13 protein-coding genes and 1 tRNA gene are annotated in these 21421 nt (G+C 44.0%); 7 read left to right on the top strand and 7 right to left on the bottom strand.

Annotated features, from left to right (window positions below; all coding sequences use genetic code 11):
• Nucleotides 1-26: 26 nt before the first annotated feature.
• The 5 genes from ahcY to BIY37_RS00890 form a co-directional block, all read right to left on the bottom strand.
• The gene (gene ahcY, locus BIY37_RS00910; RefSeq protein WP_070065969.1) at nucleotides 27-1286 is read right to left on the bottom strand and encodes an adenosylhomocysteinase; all 1260 of its coding nucleotides are present in this window, start codon (nucleotides 1284-1286) and stop codon (nucleotides 27-29) included.
• Nucleotides 1287-1415: 129 nt separating this feature from the next.
• Nucleotides 1416-2585: a methionine adenosyltransferase gene (gene metK / locus BIY37_RS00905; protein ID WP_070065968.1), complete on the bottom strand. Its 1170-nt coding sequence runs from the start codon at nucleotides 2583-2585 to the stop codon at nucleotides 1416-1418.
• Complete coding sequence (locus BIY37_RS00900) at nucleotides 2582-3796, bottom strand: 3-deoxy-D-manno-octulosonic acid transferase (RefSeq protein ID WP_230402401.1); 1215 nt, start codon at nucleotides 3794-3796, stop codon at nucleotides 2582-2584. Before BIY37_RS00900 ends, metK begins: the two co-directional genes overlap by 4 nt.
• A 171-nt stretch (nucleotides 3797-3967) precedes the next feature.
• On the bottom strand, nucleotides 3968-6586 hold the full coding sequence (gene secA, locus BIY37_RS00895; protein ID WP_070065966.1) for a preprotein translocase subunit SecA: 2619 nt from the start codon (nucleotides 6584-6586) through the stop codon (nucleotides 3968-3970).
• 284 nt (nucleotides 6587-6870) lie between these two features.
• The gene (locus BIY37_RS00890) at nucleotides 6871-8634 is read right to left on the bottom strand and encodes a formate--tetrahydrofolate ligase (RefSeq protein ID WP_070065965.1); all 1764 of its coding nucleotides are present in this window, start codon (nucleotides 8632-8634) and stop codon (nucleotides 6871-6873) included.
• 699 nt (nucleotides 8635-9333) lie between these two features.
• On the opposite strand from BIY37_RS00890, the gene BIY37_RS00885 reads away from it, so the two are divergent.
• A complete protein-coding gene (locus tag BIY37_RS00885; protein ID WP_070065964.1) occupies nucleotides 9334-10566 on the top strand; it encodes a porin in 1233 nt (410 codons plus the stop codon).
• 112 nt (nucleotides 10567-10678) lie between these two features.
• Nucleotides 10679-12508: a tetratricopeptide repeat protein gene (locus BIY37_RS00880; protein ID WP_070065963.1), complete on the top strand. Its 1830-nt coding sequence runs from the start codon at nucleotides 10679-10681 to the stop codon at nucleotides 12506-12508.
• A 44-nt stretch (nucleotides 12509-12552) separates the two neighbouring features.
• Here the strand turns inward: BIY37_RS00880 and BIY37_RS00875 are convergent.
• Nucleotides 12553-12626, bottom strand: a tRNA-Ile gene (locus tag BIY37_RS00875).
• 277 nt (nucleotides 12627-12903) lie between these two features.
• Nucleotides 12904-13794, bottom strand: a complete 891-nt coding sequence (locus BIY37_RS00870) for a 2-oxoacid:acceptor oxidoreductase family protein (protein ID WP_070065962.1) — start codon at nucleotides 13792-13794, stop codon at nucleotides 12904-12906.
• Nucleotides 13795-14418: 624 nt separating this feature from the next.
• On the opposite strand from BIY37_RS00870, the gene BIY37_RS00865 reads away from it, so the two are divergent.
• The 5 genes from BIY37_RS00865 (at nucleotide 14419) to BIY37_RS00845 (ending at nucleotide 21367) form a co-directional block, all read left to right on the top strand.
• Nucleotides 14419-15378 (top strand): ROK family protein, encoded by a 960-nt coding sequence (locus tag BIY37_RS00865; RefSeq protein WP_179129194.1) that lies wholly within the window; start codon nucleotides 14419-14421, stop codon nucleotides 15376-15378.
• Nucleotides 15345-17141 (top strand): translation elongation factor 4, encoded by a 1797-nt coding sequence (gene lepA / locus BIY37_RS00860; RefSeq protein WP_070065960.1) that lies wholly within the window; start codon nucleotides 15345-15347, stop codon nucleotides 17139-17141. Before BIY37_RS00865 ends, lepA begins: the two co-directional genes overlap by 34 nt.
• An 8-nt stretch (nucleotides 17142-17149) precedes the next feature.
• Nucleotides 17150-18655 carry a S26 family signal peptidase gene (locus tag BIY37_RS00855; RefSeq protein WP_143299112.1) on the top strand — a complete coding sequence of 502 codons (1506 nt, stop codon included), beginning with the start codon at nucleotides 17150-17152 and terminating at the stop codon, nucleotides 18653-18655.
• A 4-nt stretch (nucleotides 18656-18659) separates the two neighbouring features.
• A complete protein-coding gene (gene lptB / locus BIY37_RS00850) occupies nucleotides 18660-19478 on the top strand; it encodes an LPS export ABC transporter ATP-binding protein (RefSeq protein ID WP_070065958.1) in 819 nt (272 codons plus the stop codon).
• An 86-nt stretch (nucleotides 19479-19564) separates the two neighbouring features.
• Complete coding sequence (locus BIY37_RS00845) at nucleotides 19565-21367, top strand: ABC transporter ATP-binding protein (protein ID WP_070065957.1); 1803 nt, start codon at nucleotides 19565-19567, stop codon at nucleotides 21365-21367.
• The last annotated feature ends 54 nt before the right edge of the window (nucleotides 21368-21421 follow it).

Below are 21421 nucleotides of genomic sequence, written 5' to 3'. Positions count from 1 at the left end.
ATAAGATTTAACGAAGAATGACAGATCTAGGTACCTTCCTCCCAGGAAGCAAGATACTTTTCCTGCTCTTTGGTAAGGGTATCAATCGAAATACCCATAGATTTCAGTTTGAGGCTCGCGACCCATTGATCAATCTCTTTTGGCACATCATAAACTTTTGGCTCTAATTTTCCCTTATTTTTTATGACATGTTCGGTAGCCAATGCCTGAGTTGCGAAACTCATATCCATCACGCACGCGGGATGGCCTTCCGCTGCGGCAAGATTAATAAGACGCCCTTCTCCCAAGAGATAAACCGATTTCCCGTTCTTTAAAACATACTGATCTACAAAATTACGAACCGATTTATTAATCTTTGATGATATTGTTTCTAATGCACCAATGTCTATTTCTACATTAAAGTGACCTGAATTGCAAACCATTGCCCCATTCTTCATGCCTTCAAAATGCTCTTTTCTGATTACATGAATATTTCCCGTTAACGTACAAAACAGATCGCCAATTTTGACTGCTTCACTCATTGGCATTACCATAAAGCCATCCATTGCAGCTTCCAGGGACTTAATCGGGTTAATTTCGGTAATTACCACATTTGCTCCCATACCCTTTGCACGCATGGCAAGCCCTTTTCCACACCATCCGTAACCAGCCACAACAAATACCTTACCAGCCAGCAGACTATCTGTGGCGCGAATAATGCCATCGATGGTAGATTGTCCGGTTCCGTAACGATTGTCAAAAAGGTGTTTTGTATCTGCATCGTTTACGGCGATGACAGGGATCTTCAATGATCCGTCTTTCTCCATAGCCCTCAATCGTATCACACCGGTAGTCGTTTCTTCCATGCTTCCCAAAATTTGCGGGATAAGTTCTTTGCGTTCTTTATGGATAGCAGAAACCAGGTCGGCACCGTCATCCATGGTAACAGTTGGTTTATGATCCAGTGCTGAGATAATATGCTTGTAATACGTTTTATTGTCTTCCCCCTTGATAGCAAAGACCGGAATACCATAGTCCTTCACCAGAGCGGCAGCAACATCATCCTGGGTAGATAAAGGATTCGAGGCGCACAGAACAATATCTGCCCCCCCGGCCTTAAGTGTCCTTGCCAGATTGGCCGTCTCGGCCGTTACATGAAGGCATGCCGACATCTTCATTCCTTTTAATGGCTTTTCTTTTTCAAACCTTTCCTTTACCTGAGCGAGAACTGGCATATCATTACTTGCCCATTCAATGCGTTTCTTACCGCCCGATGCCAGATTTATATCTTTAATATCATGGTTCATGAATTCTCCTTTTCTAAAGGTTTCCTTAACGGATGTTCTTTTTCCAAACTCTTTGTTAAGGACAGTTTTTTGTTAGCTCCGCTGTAAATAGCAAGGGGCACGTTGTAACGCGCCCCTTTATTCCACCAATTAAACGCCCGCAGCTTTTCGCAAGGCGTCCACCATGTCTGTCTTTTCCCACGTAAACGTATCTTCCGGGCGACCAAAATGGCCGTGACGGGCGGTAATCTTATATATAGGCCTTCTGAGTTTTAGCCGATCGATTATACCTTTCGGTGTCATATCAAAAACCTTTTCACAAATTTGAGTAAGTTTTTCGTCAGGAATCTTGCCTGTACCTTCTGTAGTAATGTGAACAGCAAGCGGTTTTGCCACACCAATAGCATAGGCCACCTGTGCTTCGCATCGGTCTGCCAGGCCAGAGGCTACCACATTCTTTGCAATATGTCGTGCCGCATAGCAGGCACTTCGATCGACCTTCGTCGGATCCTTTCCTGAAAAAGCACCTCCGCCGTGGCGTCCCCATCCTCCGTAAGTATCCACGATAATCTTTCGCCCGGTTAGCCCGCAGTCACCCTGCGGACCACCGACCACAAAACGTCCCGTTGGATTTATATGATAAATTGTTTTATCATCCAATAAATTAGCTGGAATTACCTGTTTTACAACCTTTTCAATCATATCCTCTTTGATCGTTTCATATTTTACATCAGGTGCATGCTGGGTTGAAACAACCACCGTATGTACCCGGACAGGTTTATGATCCTCATATTCTACCGTTACCTGGGATTTCGCATCGGGGCGGAGATATTTCAGTTTTCCGCCCTGTCTCAATTCGGCGTGTTTTATGATAATCCTGTTGGCCAGCATAATAGGAAGCGGCATCAGTTCCGGCGTATCATTGCAGGCATAACCAAACATCATACCCTGATCACCAGCACCCTGTTCCTTATGTAAACCTTCGCCTTCGGATACACCCTGCGAAATATCGGGGGACTGTTTTCCAATGCTGGTAATAACTGCACAGGTGTTGTAATCGAATCCTATCGACGCATCAATATAACCAATTTCTTTTATTGTGTTTCTTACAATATCAGGAATGTTCACATTCGCCTTTGTGGTAAATTCTCCCGCCACAAAGGCAACACCTGTCGTTACCAATGTTTCACATGCTACCCGGCTCATTGGGTCTTGCTCAAGCATTGCATCCAATACGGCATCAGATATCTGGTCAGCGACCTTATCCGGATGCCCCATAGATACTGATTCCGAGGTAAATAAATACCTTCCTTTCTTCATACTGATACTGTCCTCTCCTTCAATAAAATTTTTCTTAGTGCCTCTACATTACGATCGGTAGCACCCCTTTGATTTATCACAACCAATTGCGCCCTCTTGCCCATTTCCCTGGCTACGTCCGGACACTCCAATATATACATCATCGCATTTAAGAGTGCCGATTCATCCTGAACAATCTCTATGGCATCGGCCTCCTTTAATAACTGAACCTCCTCGCGAAAATTAAACGTATGCGGACCAACAATAACTGGTTTAGCCAGTCCCGCCGGCTCCATCATGTTCTGCCCGCCCTGAGGGACAAGGCTCTTCCCCACAAACACACAATCAGCAATGCTATATGTAATTTGTAAATCCCCCATAGTATCGACGAGGATAACCGTTTCTGCTTTCGGTTCGCTTATCTTTTCCCCCTTATCGAGAGAAGTTTTTCTGACACACCGAAATCGTAAAGATTCAATGAGTGTAACAACCTCATTCACTCTTTCAATATGCCGCGGCACCAAAATGAGTCTTACGTTCTGAATCTTCTCCCTAAGATGCTGGAAAATTCTTAATATAACGTCCTCTTCACCTTTATGAGTACTGCCACAGACGATTACTTTTTCCCCTTTGCCAATTCCAAAAAGGGACAATAACCGCTTTTTGATGTCTTCTGTGATATCAGTCACAACATTATCATATTTCATATTCCCGGTAATACCTACCTGGGATTCCGGAATACCTAAATTCATAAGACGGGAGGCGTCAATCTCCGTCCTTGCGCAAAAAACATTTTCCTTTTTAGTCAAACCCGCAAAGAACTCTTTCGAAATCTTTCTGAGCACGCGGTACCATTTCAGCGATCTTTCAGATATTCTGGCATTCAGTAACACTACCGGAATACGCATTTTTGCCGTGCTTATCAGGAAATTAGGCCATATCTCAAGCTCAACCAATATCACACAACAAGGTTGTATGGCATTCAGCGCCTTATTGACCACCCAGCTCAAATCGAGCGGAAAATAAAAAATCTTCTTACCATTAAAACACCTTTTTGCAACAGACCTTCCCGTGTTTGTATTGGTAGAAAGAACAATATCCAAATTATTAAACTCTTTTTCAATGGATTTTACAAGTGTTTTTACCATTAGAACCTCTCCAACAGAGGCACAATGGATCCATATGCAAGATTTCCCGCCTTTCCTTCTGCCAATCCAACCCAAACGTTGCATGAAACCAGACCGATAACGTTCGCTGCTTGCAAATTTCAAAAAAAAATATGGCAATCCTATGGTAAGCGCTGTTACATATGCAGCATCAAACAGTTTCGACATGTGTGGAGAATGGACTTTCCGGTTGTTATTTGTTTTGTTAATCGTACTCAGAGTGCGACAACATAAAAACTAATTTACTCTGCCACAACACTGTTTAAACTTTTTGCCACTACCACACGGACAAGGCTGATTTCTTCCTGTCTTGATACTAACTTTGAGAGGCTCTATCTTACGCCCAGCCCGTTCCTCTGAGTCCGCGGTGGCATCCTGGGGAACACTGGCAGGCACTGACGACTCTTGCATCGTTTTCAACCCGGAAACCTCCTGATGGACATAATGATCGGGGTGCCATACATCTCTTCGCTCTGCTTCCTTACCCAATTGTAATTTAAAGATAAGATCCGTCACCTCGTCCCGAATTGACAAATTCATACTCTCATACATACCCAAGGCTTCTCTTTTGTATTCTATTCTTGGATCAATCTGGGCATATCCTCGAAGACCAATGCCCGATCTCAAATGGTCCATGGCATAAAGATGATCTTTCCATTTTGTGTCGATCTTTTCCAGCAAGAGAATCTGTGCAATCTTTTCCATCTCTTCTTTGCCCATGGTATTTTCTTTGGTTTCGTATGCCTCTTCTGCTTTTCTTATGAAAAAACTTTCCACATTTCCGCGCGTCTTTTCTTTAATCTCATCTAAATCAATAGGCAAGCCAAACTTTTGCTGAAACCAAGCTGCAAGATCGAAGGGGTCTTCCACTCCTCTCCCATTCTTTGTATCGTAAGCAAAAGCTGTTGTCTCCCGGATGCTGTCCTCCATCATTCGGTAAACATAATCCCGGATATTCCTGCCCTCCAAGACATCCTGACGCAGTGCATAAACCGCTTTTCTCTGCTGATCCATAACCTCATCATACTCAAGCAGGTGTTTTCGTATTTCAAAATTATGTTCTTCAACCTTTTTCTGCGCCCTTTCAATGGACTTACTAACCATCGAGTGTTCAATTGCCATGCCTTCTTCCATCCCGAAGGTTTTCAGCAGAGAACTAACTCGATCAGAGGCGAAAATGCGCATTAAATCATCCTGAAGCGATACATAGAAACGGGAAGAACCAGGATCGCCCTGGCGGCCTGAGCGTCCGCGAAGCTGGTTATCAATACGCCGCGCTTCATGTCTCTCAGAACCAACAATATGAAGGCCTCCGATAGCCGCAATGCCTTCCCCTAACACAATGTCGGTACCTCTTCCGGCCATATTCGTTGCAATAGTAACGTTCCCCCGCTGCCCGGCTTTTGCAACAATGTGTGCTTCTTTTTCATGCTGCTTGGCATTTAATACCTCGTGCTCAATACCCTCCCGCATGAGTTTCTCACTCAGCAATTCTGACCTTTCAATTGAAACCGTTCCCACCAGTATTGGTCTGCCTGTTTTATGCACCTCTACAATCTCTTGAATGATGGCATCAAACTTTTCTTTTTCGGTCCGATAGACCCGATCGGGAAAGTTTGTACGACGCATGGGTTTGTTGGTGGGAACTATAACGACTTCCAGTTTATATATTTTGTCAAACTCTGCAGCCTCCGTCATTGCCGTTCCTGTCATCCCGGCAAGTTTTTTATATAATCGAAAGAAATTCTGAAGAGTAATCGTAGCAAGGGTCTGGTTTTCCTCTTTAATGCGTTGATGCTCCTTCGCCTGAACGGCCTGATGCAGCCCATCACTCCACACACGACCTTCCATCAAACGCCCGGTAAATTCATCTACAATAATTACCTCACCACCCTTAACAATATAATCTCTGTCATTTTTAAACAGATGGTGAGCACGGAGCGCCTGTTCTATATAATGCGGCCACTCCATATTTTTATCGGTATAAATACTTTCAACATTCAGTAATTTCTCAACTTCTTCAATACCCTCTTCGGTAAGATGCGCCATTCGTTCCTTCTCTTTTATCTCAAAGTGTTTCCCTGTTTTTAAACGTCTGGCGGCTTTATCAGCTAAATAATATTTTTCTGTAGACTCCTCTGCGGGACCAGATATGATTAAAGGAGTGCGAGCCTCATCAATCAATATGCTGTCAACTTCATCAACAATGGCATAATTGAGGCCACGGCTAATCTGTACCTGTTCTTCCGTTCTTACCCTCATATTATCACGGAGATAATCAAAACCAAATTCGTTATTTGTTCCGTAGGTAATATCGCATAAATACGCTGCCTTCTTATCGTCGTATGCCTGGTTTGATTGAATGGCGCCTGCTCTTAGTCCTAAAAATTCATACAAAGGATTCATCCAATCCCTATCGCGCTTTGCCAGATAATCGTTGACGGTAACCACGTGGACACCTTTTTCCGACAATGCATTCAGGTAAGCCGGCAGGGTAGCCACAAGAGTCTTACCTTCTCCGGTTGCCATTTCGGCAATCTTTCCCTGATGTAAGACAATTCCACCAATGAGTTGCACATCAAAGTGCCGCATGGTGCGATTGGGGCTGTCGGGATTAGGGGCAACAAGCACCCGGCGACTCGCTTCCCTTGTTGTAGCAAATGCCTCTGGCAGAAGATCATCTATGGTTTCACCGTTAGACAATCTTTCCTTAAATTTGTCCGTTTTTTGACGAAGCTCCGCATCCGTAAGCGACATCATTTGAGTTTCGAGAGCATTGATATGCACCACCATGGGCATTATCTTTTTGATCATTCTCTCGTTAGATGTTCCAAATAGTTTTGTTAGGAAACTCATAGGTAATTATGCCTTTTGTGTTTTTTTAAGAGAAGCACGGGGGTCTTTCATGCCCGCTGCATTAAACCAAATCGAATTTCTTGGTACTTTTAATATTCATTGCCCAAGAATTTCAAAGTTAAAATGAATGAAATTAGCTGGTTATTTTAAGCAAATGCCGATATATATGTCAAGGTAATGTTTATGGACAACAAAAAAGGAAGGCTGTTGAGCTATCCTTGATCAACAGCCTTCCAAGAAGTGCAATATTCTGTGTACAGATTGAAATACGTACGGAACACGGGCTAGAAAAGCCCCTTTACCTTCCCCGAATCAACATCGACATCCACGCGCCGGAATGCCGGGTCGGAACTCGTTCCGGGCATCAGTTTAATATCGCCCGCCATAGGCACTACAAACCCGGCTCCTTTGAACGTCAATATATCACGGATGCGTAATCTCCACCCCTTCGGTGCACCTTTTAATTGAGGATTGTCGGTGACAGAAAGATGGGTTTTTACCATACACGTTCCCATTTTTGAAATATCCGGGTCATTATCCAATGCCTTGATTTTTGTTAGGGCATCCGGTGTGAAATCAACCCCATCAGCGCCATAAACTTCCTTTGCAATCAGTTCAATACGCGTCTTTAACGGTGCACTTAAGTCATAAAGAAATTTAAAATTCGTTGGGTGATTACACGCGTCAATTACTGCATCGGCCAGTTCCAATGCGCCCTCTCCACCTTTCAGCCAGTGTTGAGATACGGCAACACGGGACCCAGCCGCATCTGCAATTTTACGAACCACTTTAATTTCTTCATCGGTATCCGTATGGAAGTGATTGATACAAACCACCGGATTAATACCGGCTTTCCTTACCGTTTCAATATGATGAACAAGATTTTCCGTTCCTTTTTCCACCCACGCAACATTTTCCTCTTTATAAGCAGGATCAAGTGGACGACCAGGCACAGGAATCGGAGCGCCACCGTGACATTTCAGCGCCCTGATGGTGGTAACAACCACAGCCGCATTGGGCCTTTGACCCGAGTAACGGCATTTTAAATTCCAGAATTTTTCAAATCCAATATCAGCCCCGAAACCAGACTCGGTTACGTGGTAATCCCCCAACTTTAAGCCAATCCTGTCGGCAATAACGGATGATTGACCAATAGCTATATTAGCAAAAGGTCCTGCATGGACAAAAACCGGTTGCCCTTCTATGGTTTGCATGAGGTTTGGATTAATGGTTGAGACCATCCATGCAGTCATGGCGCCAGCCACTTCAAGATCGGTAGTCGTTATGGGTTTGCCTTTTTTATCATAAGCAACAACCATCCTGCCGATCCGTTCCCTCATGTCTTTTAAATCTTTTGCAACTGAAAGGATTGCCATGAGTTCCGAGGATACCGCTATAGCAAATCCGGATTCCATCATGAAACCATCCATCCTGCTGCCAATACCAATTATTATTTTTCTCAGCGTCTGGGCGCAAAAGTCAATAATCCACTTGAGTTCAACCCTGTCGGGATCGATATCAAGACGTCTTAAATTGCTTTTTGCAAGCCTTTCGTCGTCGTAGTTGAATTCATGTTGTATTCTGGAGGTAATAGCAACCATAGCCAGGTTATGGGCATTTATAATGGCATTAATATCCCCTGTTAAACCCAATGAAAAAGGAGTCAATGGAATGCATTGGGAAAGTCCGCCACCTGCAGCAGACCCCTTGATGTTCATCGTTGGCCCCCCTGATGGCTGACGGATGGCGCCGATAACCCTTTTATTCCTTTTGCCTAAACCCTGCACCAGTCCCATGGTGGTGGTGGATTTCCCCTCGCCCAGTGGCGTTGGGGTAATGGCAGTTACATCAATAAATTTCCCATCGGGTTTATTCCCGACCCGTTTCAAAACCTTATCGAAATCAACCTTTGCGACATAATGTCCATGAGGAAGCAGTTCTTCTTTCTCCAGACCTAACTCATCGGCCAGTTGATACACCGTTTTCATTCGATTTTCAGCATCTTCAGCTATTTCCCAATCTGCATGCTTGGTGGGGTCCAATACCATATTTCACCTCCTAAAAATAGATTTCTGTTAGAATAAAATCCAAATTCATTAAAATTGTCGCTGCCAGATATTAAAAATCATACATTTATGCATCAAGACACCAAGTCCGTGGATTATACAAATAAAATTTTTAAGGTCAAGAAAAATGACTCACAAGCATAAAGATTATCATTACCATATTTAAAATTTTATTGACACGGGCTTTTATAAAAATAAAATGCCCATCGGATGGCTATCCAACACGTGCCTCATATAGGCAATTTTACGGTTAGATTCCAGGCAATAGAAAACCACACGGGATTATTAGTTTATTTAAATAGCGCCTGAACGAAAACACATGCTTTTGTCATTTCGACCGAAGGAAGAAATCTTCAAACCCTGCAATTTCAATGCTCAAAAGATTTCTCGCTCCGCTCAAAATGACATTTTTGGTAGTTTTTATTCAGACACTAAATATTTTTAAAATATAGTTTCTGCACCCTTATCATCATCTTTACCATGAATATTTCATCTGCACCATACCTACACTTGTGCATTATTTTCGTTTCAAAATTCGCCCGTTGCTTAAGAAAGGAGGAATCAATACATAATTAATTGCCGTAATTTATTTGTGGCTGATTTTGTAGTTCCTTCGCTCTTTTGAACAACCCGTGAATTTATTTAGTAGTTCCTTTTACTGCGAAAAGGAGGAGGTTTTTAATGAAGAATTTATACCACGGTGGTTTGCCGGGTATTGTATGCAGCGCAATGATATGTTTCGCTGCATCCGTTTTTGCCCAAGAAACTGCACCACTATCTGCACCATCGGAAGAAAGTAAGATAGCCAGTTTCTTTAAAAGTGTAGAAATAAGTGGGTTCATCGATACCTATTATAGCTATAACTTTTCAAAGCCGGATGATCAGCGGGGATCCGCCGGAGGATTTACCCGGGATGCTGCAGAGGGGGACTGGATAGACGTGAGGGCATTCGACAGGGAAAACAATTCCTTTACTTTAGACAACATCGAAATCTCTGTCTTTAAACCATCAACAGAAAAAGACCCCATTGGATTTGGCTTTACGACAAATTATGGTGAAATTGCACAGAGAATAACATTTGTGGATAGCGATGGTCGGCGGGATGGATCAGATCCATTGAGCAGTCAGGATTTTACTGTTAGCCAGGGGTTCATAACCTATAAGGCGCCCGTGGGGAAGGGGCTTGACTTTAAATTTGGCAAATTCGCCACCTGGATCGGCGCTGAGCTCTGGGAAAGCGTAGACAATCCCAACTTTTCCCGTTCACTCCTTTATCAGAATGCGATCCCATTTACCAATACCGGTCTGGTAATTAGCTATCCTCTTCTTGACCAGCTAACGACTTCCTTTTATCTTGTAAATGGTTGGGATACCTTTGTGGATAACAATGACAGCAAAACATTAGGATATCAGTTTAACTGGAAGGTAAGCGAAAATACGAGCTTCATTTTGAATGGCGTTCACGGAGCGGAACAAAATGAGGATATTGCACCAGGCGCCGACAATAACTTGAGGCATTTCTGGGATGTAATCATGGTATTTAAACCTTTTGAAAAGACTGCGTTTAACCTTAACTTTGATTTTGGCACCGAAGCTGATGCCGCAGGGTCAGCCGGCGGTTCCGTGGCGGGGCATGGCAATGGCAAATGGTGGGGATTCTCTGGTATTGTTAGCCGGGACATTACGGATTATTTTGGGCTGGCCCTGAGGGGTGAATATTTCGATGACCATGACGGGGCAAGATTGGGAGTTTCAGCCCTTCATCTCTGGGAAATCACCCTTACCGTCAATTTTAAGATTATGGAAAACCTCCTGGTCAGACCAGAAGTCCGTTATGACGAAGGAAGTCGGGATATATTCGGAGGTCACGACAATGAACTTACCACAGCAATTGATGTAGCGTATCTGTTCTGATCATGCTATTATCAAATTACTTTTGGCATTCATCATTTACCGTGAAATGCCAAAATGATATAATCCCCCTATATCGCATAAAAAACAAAGGTATGGGGGGATTTTTATTTATATGAGACTATCAATTGGTGCCTTTATTCTTATTGTAATACCCCTGTTTTCCACGGCGCTTTACTTAAACGCAACCTGCGGTAATTTTATCTGCGATGATTTTAAGATTGTTGCAGAAAACTCATTTATCAGGGAATGGCGATACCTCCCAAAAATCTTTACGAAAGATTATTTCTCCCTCTCCGGAGAAATGGGCTATCGTCCCCTGGTCATCGTTTCATATTTCATTGATTATGCCATATGGCAGACAAATCCCTTTGGATTTCACACCACAAACGTTGTTTTGCATATCATTAATACGGTGCTATTTTATCGTTTGCTCCGTGCTATTTTATCTAATAACAAGATCATTTTTCTTTCAATTTTGTTCTTTGTTAGTCATCCTGTCCTCGTAGAGACCGTAAACGCCATTGGCTATCGGGAAGACCTCCTGTCCGCAACCTTTCTCCTCGTCTCGTTTATTTACTTTATAAAATCTGACTCACTTTTTTACGGAGAACACAGGCAAATATTCCGTTGTGTCATTTATTATGCCGTCTCTCTGATTTCCTATCTCTGTGCCCTTTTTTCAAAAGAAACGGCAATAACCCTTCCCATTCTGCTGATGTTATTTACGGTGTTTTTTCATCAAAAACCGTGGTCATCCCTTACAAGAAGACTGAAAGGAATTTATACAGGATTCCTTGCTATTTCCCTGTTCTATCTCATCATTCGGTATATGATGTTCGGCAACCCTGCATTCCAATCTGGCTACCAACCAGGCAGTTTTTGGGTCAATGCCTCCACCATGATAAAGATTCTTGCATCTTACATCAAACTGTCATTCTTTCCGCTTCATCTTAATGCAGACTATGTGGTTCCCAGGGTAACGCATCCGTGGGAAGCATCATGGATTCTTGCCGTAACCTTCGTATGCTCAATTTTTATCATATTTGCGATCCTGTGCAGAACAAGGAACATATTTGCCCTTTGGATGTCGTGGTTTTTTGTCACACTCCTGCCCGTCATGATCATCAATCCGATAGACAATATCATGGCTGAGAGGTATCTTTATATTCCGGCAATGGGGTTTTGTGTGGCAAAAGGAATCCTCATTTACCGGATCACCGATCGCACCCTGTCTCCACGCGCCATCCCAACGAGACAGATAGTACAACGAACCCTGGTTATCCTCATGATTGGGGGCTACGGATTTACCATTATCCGGAAGAACGGGAATTGGCGGGATGAACTTACGCTGTGGACAAAAACCATTGCCGACTACCCGAACAGCTATCGCGCCCACAACAATCTCGGCAATATCTATTTCAATCAGGGGTCTCTCGATAAGGCAAGAATAGAGTATGAAGAGGCGTTAAGGATAAAACCTGACTATGCCCTGGCCCATAATGGACTCGGCAATATTGGCAATAGCATAGGCGATCCCGACAAGGCGATAGTGGAATTCAAAAAAGCCGTTAAATTGGATCCCAGCCAACTGCAAGGTCATTACAATCTGGCACGTGTTTATGAAAAGTTGGGGAAACACCACGAGGCAATTGATGAATATAATATTGTAATCCGCCTGAATCCCCATAACCTTGACACGTATTATGCGCTTGGAAGTTTATACCAGGGCGCAGACCTGACAGATAAAGCTATAGAGGTATACCAGAAAACAATTTTTCTGAATCCCGATATGATCGATAGTTATAAAAACCTTATTTTTATCTATCTTAACAAAAAAAATGACAAGGAAGTGGCCCGTCATTATCTGAAGAAATTGTTAAAAATAGACCCTGCACAGGCACAAAAAGAAGATATCCAGCAAGCCTTGGACCAGCTACGGTGATGAGGAAAAGGTATCTTAGGCAAATACCAATTCAGGGGAAAAGATGGGCCCACAAGGATTCGAACCTTGGACACGCGGATTATGAGTCCGCTGCTCTAACCAGCTGAGCTATGGGCCCCTGTATGACAAAGAAAAATTATAACAAACTCCTGTCTCTTTTCAATTTCATTTTCAAATAGCCCGTTCGAGTTTATTTTCTTCGAATGTTTCACCTTTTCCGCTTTACGGTTTTCGCCTCTGTTGCGTTTTTACTGCATATTTCGGTTTACGCAACACAGCATCTACTATATTATGGATCCAGTATACAACCCTGCATTTCTGACGGCAAGACATTCCAAAACATATTGAATTCTCTCAAACATTCCACTCTCCCTCAAATATTCTATAGCGCCCTGTCACGCATGAACCTCCCGCACCTTCTCTATAGCCCCTACGGGGCATTCCTCAACACATATGAGGCATCCCTTGCAATTGTCGTAATCCGTAAAGGGGAAACCGTCTTCATTCACTGCAATGCAACCATCAGGACATCTGGCAACACAGGTCATACACCGGGTACAGGATTCATAATTCCAGACAGGCTTGAACACCCGCCAGTTGCCGGTCCTTCTCAGGGGTGTATTCCCCGTAGTATTTATGGCAGGACTGGAAATCATGGCCGGCTCGAAGGGGACATTTGCAACCGGACTTCCTAAAAAAACGGCCTCTGATGTCTTTACTTCTATAGGTTGAATCGCATAAAAACAAGAGAGCGCCGCCTCCCTATTTTTCGCTACAAGCTCTTTGTCGGTCAGTATCTCCGATGCCTCCTTTTCAACTGCCTTTTTTAAGGAATCCTCTCTGAGGCCGGCAATCCTTGAGGCAACGCCACCGGCCAGGGTGCTCAGGACAGGCAGTCCTAGTATTTCAAGACTGATTTTCGTTATATCTAAGGCAATAACCTGTTCAGCGATTTTATATTTTTCTTTTGCGTCTGCAGGGCTATGGGTAGTGTTTATAAAGACAACGCCGCCCTCTTTAAGCCTTGATAGGGGATTTGCCAAGGGGTCATTCAGGATGGTTTCATCCAGAATGATTATTATGTCGGGTTCAGAAATTACCCCTCGTTCCAGAATGGGTACGTGAGATATACGTGTAAAGGCTGTTATTGGCGCACCCCGCCTCTCAGCGCCGTAAAGAGGGAAGTCTTGAGCATGGTAGCCTTCAAAAAAGGCGGCGGTACCAAGTACCCTGCTTGCGACCTTTACCCCTTGCCCACCCCTGCCGTGGAATCTGACCCTGAGCATCTATTCAGCTCCAGAAACGTATGAGAGGATTACGAAAACCCCCTTTCTGCACTTTTATCCTGTGGGAGTTTTTGTGTTAAGACATTTCAATCGGATATGATGGATTAGCATTATACCACATCCATTCTTGATAAGACAAGAGACGGTTTTTGAATACGGGCGGTACAACAGGTAATTTATTTGGTTGCGGCTACATCACAACAGGCATGTCAATGCCAAGTATAAAATTTGACTTAAGATAAGGCATTTGTTAAAATTCGCTCTTCATATTATATCGCACAGCAAGGCCGCAACCAAATCTCCCCTATCAAGGAGGGAGCAGAAAACTTGTCAAAAAAGATTTTACGTAATAATGCTACTAAGATTGCAGAGATTATCCTGATTGTATAGGAATTTTCATTTTATTTAAGCGGGTCACAGGGTAGCACTGGCAAACTCTGTTTGTCTGTGTGATATATTTCAAATCCGTGTGTATATTCAAACACCATGGACAATCAAGTTTGTCCATGCCACCCTGTAACCGAAGACATAACTTGACATACGGATTACAAATTGGAATTCACCGGTAAGTTCTCTCGTTTTTTAAAATAAATATCGTATTTTTTGGAATAAGGATTTATATTATTGAGTAATTGGATTGTTGGCATTGACCTGGGGGGAACAAATTTAAAAGCAGGCATCGTTGATACGGATGGGGGAGTTCTCCATCGCCTTTCCACAAAAACCGATTCTGATTCAGACACTCAGACCATTTCGAATCAAATCCTCGAACTCATCGCAGAAACGATTCGGGGCGCTCAGATAAAAGAATCCGACATTCTCGGTATCGGGCTGGGATCACCAGGCCTCGTTGATAAAGCAGGCGAAACGATTCTCTTTTCTCCCAACCTACCCCGTTGGCGCAATATACCTATAAAACACATCGTGTCAGAACGGTTTTCAAAACCCTGCGTGCTGGAAAATGATGCCAATGCTGCCGCCTGGGGTGAGAAATGGGTGGGTGCGGGCAAGAAAGTAAAATCGTTGGTAATGTTGACGTTAGGAACAGGGGTGGGAGGTGGTATCGTTATCGACAACAAGCTGTGGCGGGGCGCCAATAACGTGGCTGCAGAGATTGGCCACATGGTGATACAAATAGATGGACCACTATGCAATTGCGGGAACCGGGGGTGCGTTGAGGTGTTTGCATCAGCAACAGGCATGGTGCGACGTTTTAAAGAATTGCTAGATAACGGCGCCTTATCTTCACTGAAAGGTTCTGGTGAGATTACGGCAAGAATGATTAACGATGCCGCCATTCAAGGTGACAAGGTGTCATTGGATGTTATTGAAGAGACAGGTCGCTACCTCGGAATTACCCTTACCAATATCATGCATGTATTAAACCCGGAGATGATTGTATTGGCTGGTGGCATGGCTGGCGCCGGAGAATTATTGATGGGCCCTATCAGGCGAGTTACTACTCAAAGGGCATTTGAGGCATCATATCAAGATACGAAAATTGTGTTTTCAGAACTTGGAAATGATGCAGGGATTATAGGAGCGGCCGGATGTCTACTGAAAGAATTAGAAATTTCTGCATAATTGCACACATTGATCACGGGAAATCTACCCTGGCAGACCGCTTGCTGGAAAAGACCCATACCATTTCGTCCCGGGAATTCCGCAACCAGATGCTGGACGATATGGATCTGGAGCGGGAACGTGGCATTACGATCAAGGCGAGCGCGGTTGCTTTGAAACTGGTGCGGAATGGTGAGGAGTATAATCTCAATTTAATCGATACGCCCGGCCATGTGGATTTCAGTTACGAAGTATCGCGGAGCCTTGGCGCCTGCGAAGGGGCATTATTGCTTGTGGATGCATCACAGGGCGTCGAGGCGCAGACCGTTGCCAACACCTATCTTGCCATGGAGCACAACTTGACGATTATTCCCGTCATTAGCAAGATCGACCTGCCACAGTCCCGTCCTTACGAAGTGCTTACCGAAATGGAAAAAACCCTGGGCATCGATCCTGCAGATGCATTAATGGCAAGCGCAAAGACCGGAGAAGGTGTTGATGAAATCTTTGGAGCTATAATCAGACGCATCCCTCCGCCTAAGGGGAGTCCCAGCGCACCGTTAAAATCCCTGATCTTTGATTCCATGTATGATGCGTATCGGGGCGTCATTGTGTACCTGCGTATCTTTGACGGCTCTGTTAAAGTGGGTGACGAGATATACATGATGAAGACAAACCGTTCGTTTAAAGTAGAAGAGGTCGGTGTCTTTAAACCTAAGATGGCAGCCAAAAATTGTCTTTCAGCGGGCGAGGTAGGTTACTGCATTGCCAATATTAAATCCATTCATGATGTCAAGGTGGGAGATACGGTAACTCACAATAGGGAAAGGGCTGCCGAGGCGTTGCCGGGATATCGTCCGCCCATGCCCATGGTATACTGTGGTGTATATCCGGCGGATAATGCTGATTTTCACGTATTGCGCGAGGCACTGGAACGGTTGAGACTGAACGATTCGTCATTTACCTTTGAACCGGAGACTTCCCAGGCGCTTGGGTTTGGGTTCCGGTGTGGATTCCTCGGTCTCCTGCATATGGAAATTGTACAGGAACGTCTGGAGCGTGAAAGCAACATCAATATTGTACAAACCGCCCCCAACGTGACCTATGAGATATTGAAAACCAACAAAGAGGTAATTAAGGTCGATAATCCGGAAAAGGTTCCGCCGGTAAATGAAATTGATGAATTCAGAGAACCGTTGGTCCGCGCCAGCTTTGTTTTGCCCACAGAATATGTCGGCACTATTATGCAATTTGCCGAAGGGCGCAGGGGAAGATATAAAGGCACTGAGTACCTCAGTGAAAGGCGTGCAATACTTATTTATGAAATGCCATTAGCTGAAATTATCTTTGATTTTTTTGATAAGCTGAAATCTGCTACACGGGGCTATGGAACGCTGGATTATGATTTTGTGGGTTATGAGCCTGCCGACCTGGTAAAACTGGACATTTTGGTGTCGGGCAAACGTGTGGATGCACTTTCAACCATTGTCCACAGGAAAGATGCAGAGACAAAAGGACGAAGGCTGGTTAAAAAACTCAAGAATGAAATTTCACGACACCTCTTTGAGGTGGTTTTACAAGCAGCAATTGGAAGCAGGGTTATTGCCAGAGAAACTATACGGCCGATTGCTAAAAACGTAACGGCCAAGTGTTATGGCGGTGATATTACACGGAAACGAAAGCTTTTGGAAAAACAAAAAGAAGGCAAAAAGAGAATGAAGTCCGTCGGAAATGTGGAGATTCCGCAAAAGGCCTTCTTGTCGGTATTATCTGTTGATGAATGAGGTGTAAAGTGGCTGATATAAAAGAAAAACAAGCAATTATCAGAGGAAATGAGGGGGAGAAAAAGAAGAAGGGTAAGTTACGTGAAAATATCGAATCGATAATTATCGCCGTAGCCGTGGCCTTTGCTATCCGTTATTTTGTCGTGGAGGCATTCAAAATCCCCACGGGCTCGATGGCGCCCACCTTGTTAGGCGAGCACAAGAATGTGAAATGCCCGAATTGCAGCTGGTTTTTTTATGCCGATCGTCAGAGTGAAAATGCCCAATGCCCTAATTGTCAATTCGAGATACGCCTCTCCGCTTATTGCGACGTTTGCGGCTCCAGGATCCGGTATAACTGGCCTGCATGGTTATGGAGGAAAGGATATTGTCCAAAGTGTCAAGTTGCAGTTAGCTGGCCAGACCTGGCGAACCGGATAATTCATGGTGGGAACAGAATCGTGGTGAATAAATTCTGGTATAAATTTAAAGGCCCACAGCGGTGGGACGTTGTGGTGTTTATTTATCCGTTGTACGATCTCACGTGTAAAAATTGTTCCACACAACTTCCCGACACGGAGTGGCACGAAGGAATCCGGTGTCCACGGTGTGGTTTAACGAAATTTTCAAAGCAGAAGAAAAATTATATTAAACGACTTGTTGGATTACCTGGTGAAAAGCTTCAGATTGTTAATGGCGATCTTTATATCAACGACAAGATACAAAGGAAGCCGGCTCCTGTGCAGGAAACGTTATGGCTTCCGGTCTACGACAGTAATTATCCGGCGAAAGAAGAGGATGCCCCGGTATGGATAACCGACGGCGATGCATGGCAGACCCACGACAAGTCAATTACACTGGATACCCTGTCCAGAGCAAATCCAAACGCATCTCTCGCGACATTTGGACGAAGTATTTCCGATCAAAACGGGTATAATAGCCGGACCGGACATACGGAAATGGGCGATACAAAGATCAGCTTTGACGTTACCCTCTTAAAAGGTTCTCAACTCCTGACACTTGTCCTGGAAAAAAATAATGACATATTTACCGCCCTTATTCCCGCAGACAACGCTGATAAAAAAACTCGTCTCCTGAGGAATGGAACGATTGTGGTGGAAAAGGATATCGGTTTGCAAACCGGACATTCGCATAAGATTGAATTCTCCAATGTGGATCGTATGGTACCCCTCACCATAGACAATAAAGAGGTCTTTGCATTTGACTATGACGATGGAACGGTCCCTGATCAGCGTTCCTTTGAAACAAGTAAAATTTGCTTTGGCGGCACCCGTATTCATGCCACCTTTGAGAATATTAAAATATTTCATGATCTTTATTATACCAGTCTCTCGTCGGGTACGTGGGGCACCACTAAGCCGGTACAGTTGGGAGAAAAGGATTATTTTATGCTTGGAGACAATAGCAGAAACAGCAACGATAGCCGCGTATGGAAATTTGTCCCGAAAAAGAACATTGTTGGCAAGGCATTTTTTGTTTTCTGGCCTCTGAACACAATTAAATTTATAAAATAACGTTATGAATTTGCTAAGAGCAGAGGGATTAACCAAGTCATACGGCAAGCGTACCGTTGTAAATCATGTCAGTTTTGAGGTCAATGATGGAGAGATTGTAGGAATACTCGGTCAAAATGGGGCAGGGAAAAGCACCTCCTTCAGTATGATTATTGGCGCTGTCCGTCCCGACAGCGGCCGTGTAATCTTTCAAAATGAGGATATTACAGATCTTCCCATTTACATGCGTGCACGGAAAGGGATGGGATACCTGTGCCAGGAACCATCCGTCTTTCAGCGTCTGACGGTCGAGGAAAACATTCTGGCAATCCTGGAGACCCACCGGTATAATTCCGACGAGAAATATAAACGACTGATCGGGCTACTAAACGAATTTAACCTGGCATCCTTGGCGAAAAACAAGGCTTTTACCCTTTCGGGTGGAGAAAGGCGACGGCTTGAAATCGCGCGGGCGCTTGCCAGCTCTCCTACCATGATCCTCCTCGACGAGCCATTTACCGGAGTCGACCCTATTGCTGTTGGCGAGGTGCAGGACATCCTCCTGAAACTGAAGAATAAGGGGATTGGGCTCCTGATTACCGACCACAATGTCCGCGAGGCGCTGAGTATTACAAATCACTCGTATATAATCAGTGAAGGCACCGTCGTTGCCAAAGGCACCACCCAGGAAATCCTGAATAACCCCATTGCGCGCCAATCCTATTTAGGAGATAATTTCCCTACCAGCGAACATCGGCTAGCCGACTTCAAAGACGTCCATAGCAAGAAGCCAAATGACTCTGACCAAAAGCCCATCATTCGCAAAGATACCAAGACCAGGTAATCGTCGTCATTCTGCATTTTTTAAGAACGAAGCTTCCCCGCAAATGAAAAGTATGGTTCAGCTTTGCTGTCGTTCCCACTTACCTTATGGATAAAGAAGAATTTTTCACCGAAGACGTTTTAGCAGATAAAATATATGATAAGGCGGTTATCAGAAAGCTGCTGTCGCATGTATTGCGGTATAAGGCATCAGGTTTGTTATCTGTCTTTATTGTGCTTATTACTACCGTTTTATTTTTACTGTGCCCGTATCTCTTTGGATATGCAATTGATCATGGAATCGGTAAGGGTGATACGGCGTTACTCTACAAAACGGCATTCGCCATCCTCGGGATCGAAACTTTAAGGCTCCTATTAGTCGTGGTTCAAAGCTATAACATTCAGGCCATTGGACAGAAGGTTATGCTGGATATACGCATGGAACTTTTTCGCCATGTTCAATCACTCCCCGTTTCTTTTTTTGATAAAAATCCTGTTGGGAGAGTTGTTACACGTCTGACCAACGATATTGCAGCCATTGGAGAGCTTTTTTCCGCCGGTGTTATTGTGGTAATCGGAGATATCTTCATCATCATTGGGATATTTGTGGCCATGATAATTCTTAACTGGAAGCTTGCTGCCATCACCCTTTCCGTCTTCCCCATAATCGTGATAATTGCCCTCTGGTTCGGAAAACACATGAAGAGTTCTTTCCGTGAAATACGGCGCAAGCTGGCAAGTATTAACGCATATCTCAATGAAAATATCACCGGGATGAAGGTCATCCAGCTTTTTAACCGGGAGAAAAGAAATTACGCCAAATTTGACGCAATCAATGATGACTATTTAAAAGAACAGGTCAAATATATCCGCTATTTTGCGATATTCCAGCCGGCAATTAACATGGTAAATGCATTGGCGGTAGGCCTGGTGATATGGTATGGCGCAGCGAGATACATGCATGGTTTTCTTACCCTTGGCGTCTTAGTGTCGTTCCTGGCGTATATTCATGACTTATTTGACCCCATCCGTGATATTGTCGAGAAATATAATATTTTTCAGGGGGCCATGGCGTCATCAGAACGGGTGTTTGGTCTCATGCAGGAACCAGCCGAAATAGATTATGCCATTTCTAATCCCGCCAGAGAAGTCCCTCTGAAGGATTTTAAAGGAGAAATAGAATTCCAAAATATCTGGTTTGCTTATCATAAAAATGATTATGTGTTGAAAGATATTTCTTTTCATATTAAACCCGGACAATCGGTTGCGCTGGTAGGAGTAACTGGCAGCGGAAAGACGTCGATTGCAAGCATCCTGACGCGGCTCTATGAAACTCAAAAAGGAACTATTCTGCTGGACCGGATTGATATACGGAATATAGAAAAGATAGGATTGCGATACGTTGTTGGATTGGTAAGCCAGGATGTCTTTTTATTTGCAGGCACCTTGCGGGACAATATCACCTTATTTAATCCCATGTCCGACACAAAGGTGTTAGAAACCATTGAGGTATTGGGGCTGATGCCCTTTATTGATCGCATGCCCGGCGGGCTCGACATGGAAATTGCCGAGCGTGGCGCAAATCTCTCGGTAGGCGAACGCCAATTTATCTCACTTTCCAGGATCATCCTGTACGACCCACAGGTAATAATCCTTGACGAGGCAACGTCCAGCATGGACACAATCTCCGAGGTCTTGATCCAGAATGCCCTTCTTAAAGCCACCAGAGACCGGACTTCTATCTTCATTGCCCACCGATTGTCCACCATTCTTCATTGTGACAAGATCATAGTATTAAGCAGAGGCGAGAAGGTGGAAGAGGGCAGCCATGAAGAACTCCTTCGTTTCGGAGGGCTTTACAGCCAGTTATATAAGATGTATAGGAAAGAGAACCTGACAGAACATGGGTAAGCATGCAAAATTATGGAGATTTTAGACACGGAAAAGGGTAAAATTGCCATCAAT

Source organism: Candidatus Brocadia sapporoensis, assembly GCF_001753675.2.
GTDB lineage: Bacteria > Planctomycetota > Brocadiia > Brocadiales > Brocadiaceae > Brocadia > Brocadia sapporoensis.
The sequence above is the reverse complement of the archived record's forward strand: the minus strand, read 5'-3'. Positions and strand labels throughout refer to the sequence as shown.

Bases quoted from the DNA above. Each gene is read 5' to 3' on its own strand.
- lptB (WP_070065958.1), top strand. From the start codon at position 18,660: ATGAATTTGCTAAGAGCAGAGGGATTAACCAAGTCATACGGCAAGCGT.
- BIY37_RS00870 (WP_070065962.1), bottom strand. From the start codon at position 13,794: ATGCTCAGGGTCAGATTCCACGGCAGGGGTGGGCAAGGGGTAAAGGTC.
- BIY37_RS00900 (WP_230402401.1), bottom strand. From the start codon at position 3,796: ATGCAACGTTTGGGTTGGATTGGCAGAAGGAAAGGCGGGAAATCTTGC.
- BIY37_RS00845 (WP_070065957.1), top strand. From the start codon at position 19,565: ATGGATAAAGAAGAATTTTTCACCGAAGACGTTTTAGCAGATAAAATA.
- ahcY (WP_070065969.1), bottom strand. From the start codon at position 1,286: ATGAACCATGATATTAAAGATATAAATCTGGCATCGGGCGGTAAGAAA.
- BIY37_RS00880 (WP_070065963.1), top strand. From the start codon at position 10,679: ATGAGACTATCAATTGGTGCCTTTATTCTTATTGTAATACCCCTGTTT.
- lepA (WP_070065960.1), top strand. From the start codon at position 15,345: ATGTCTACTGAAAGAATTAGAAATTTCTGCATAATTGCACACATTGAT.
- BIY37_RS00885 (WP_070065964.1), top strand. From the start codon at position 9,334: ATGAAGAATTTATACCACGGTGGTTTGCCGGGTATTGTATGCAGCGCA.
- metK (WP_070065968.1), bottom strand. From the start codon at position 2,585: ATGAAGAAAGGAAGGTATTTATTTACCTCGGAATCAGTATCTATGGGG.
- BIY37_RS00890 (WP_070065965.1), bottom strand. From the start codon at position 8,634: ATGGTATTGGACCCCACCAAGCATGCAGATTGGGAAATAGCTGAAGAT.
- secA (WP_070065966.1), bottom strand. From the start codon at position 6,586: ATGAGTTTCCTAACAAAACTATTTGGAACATCTAACGAGAGAATGATC.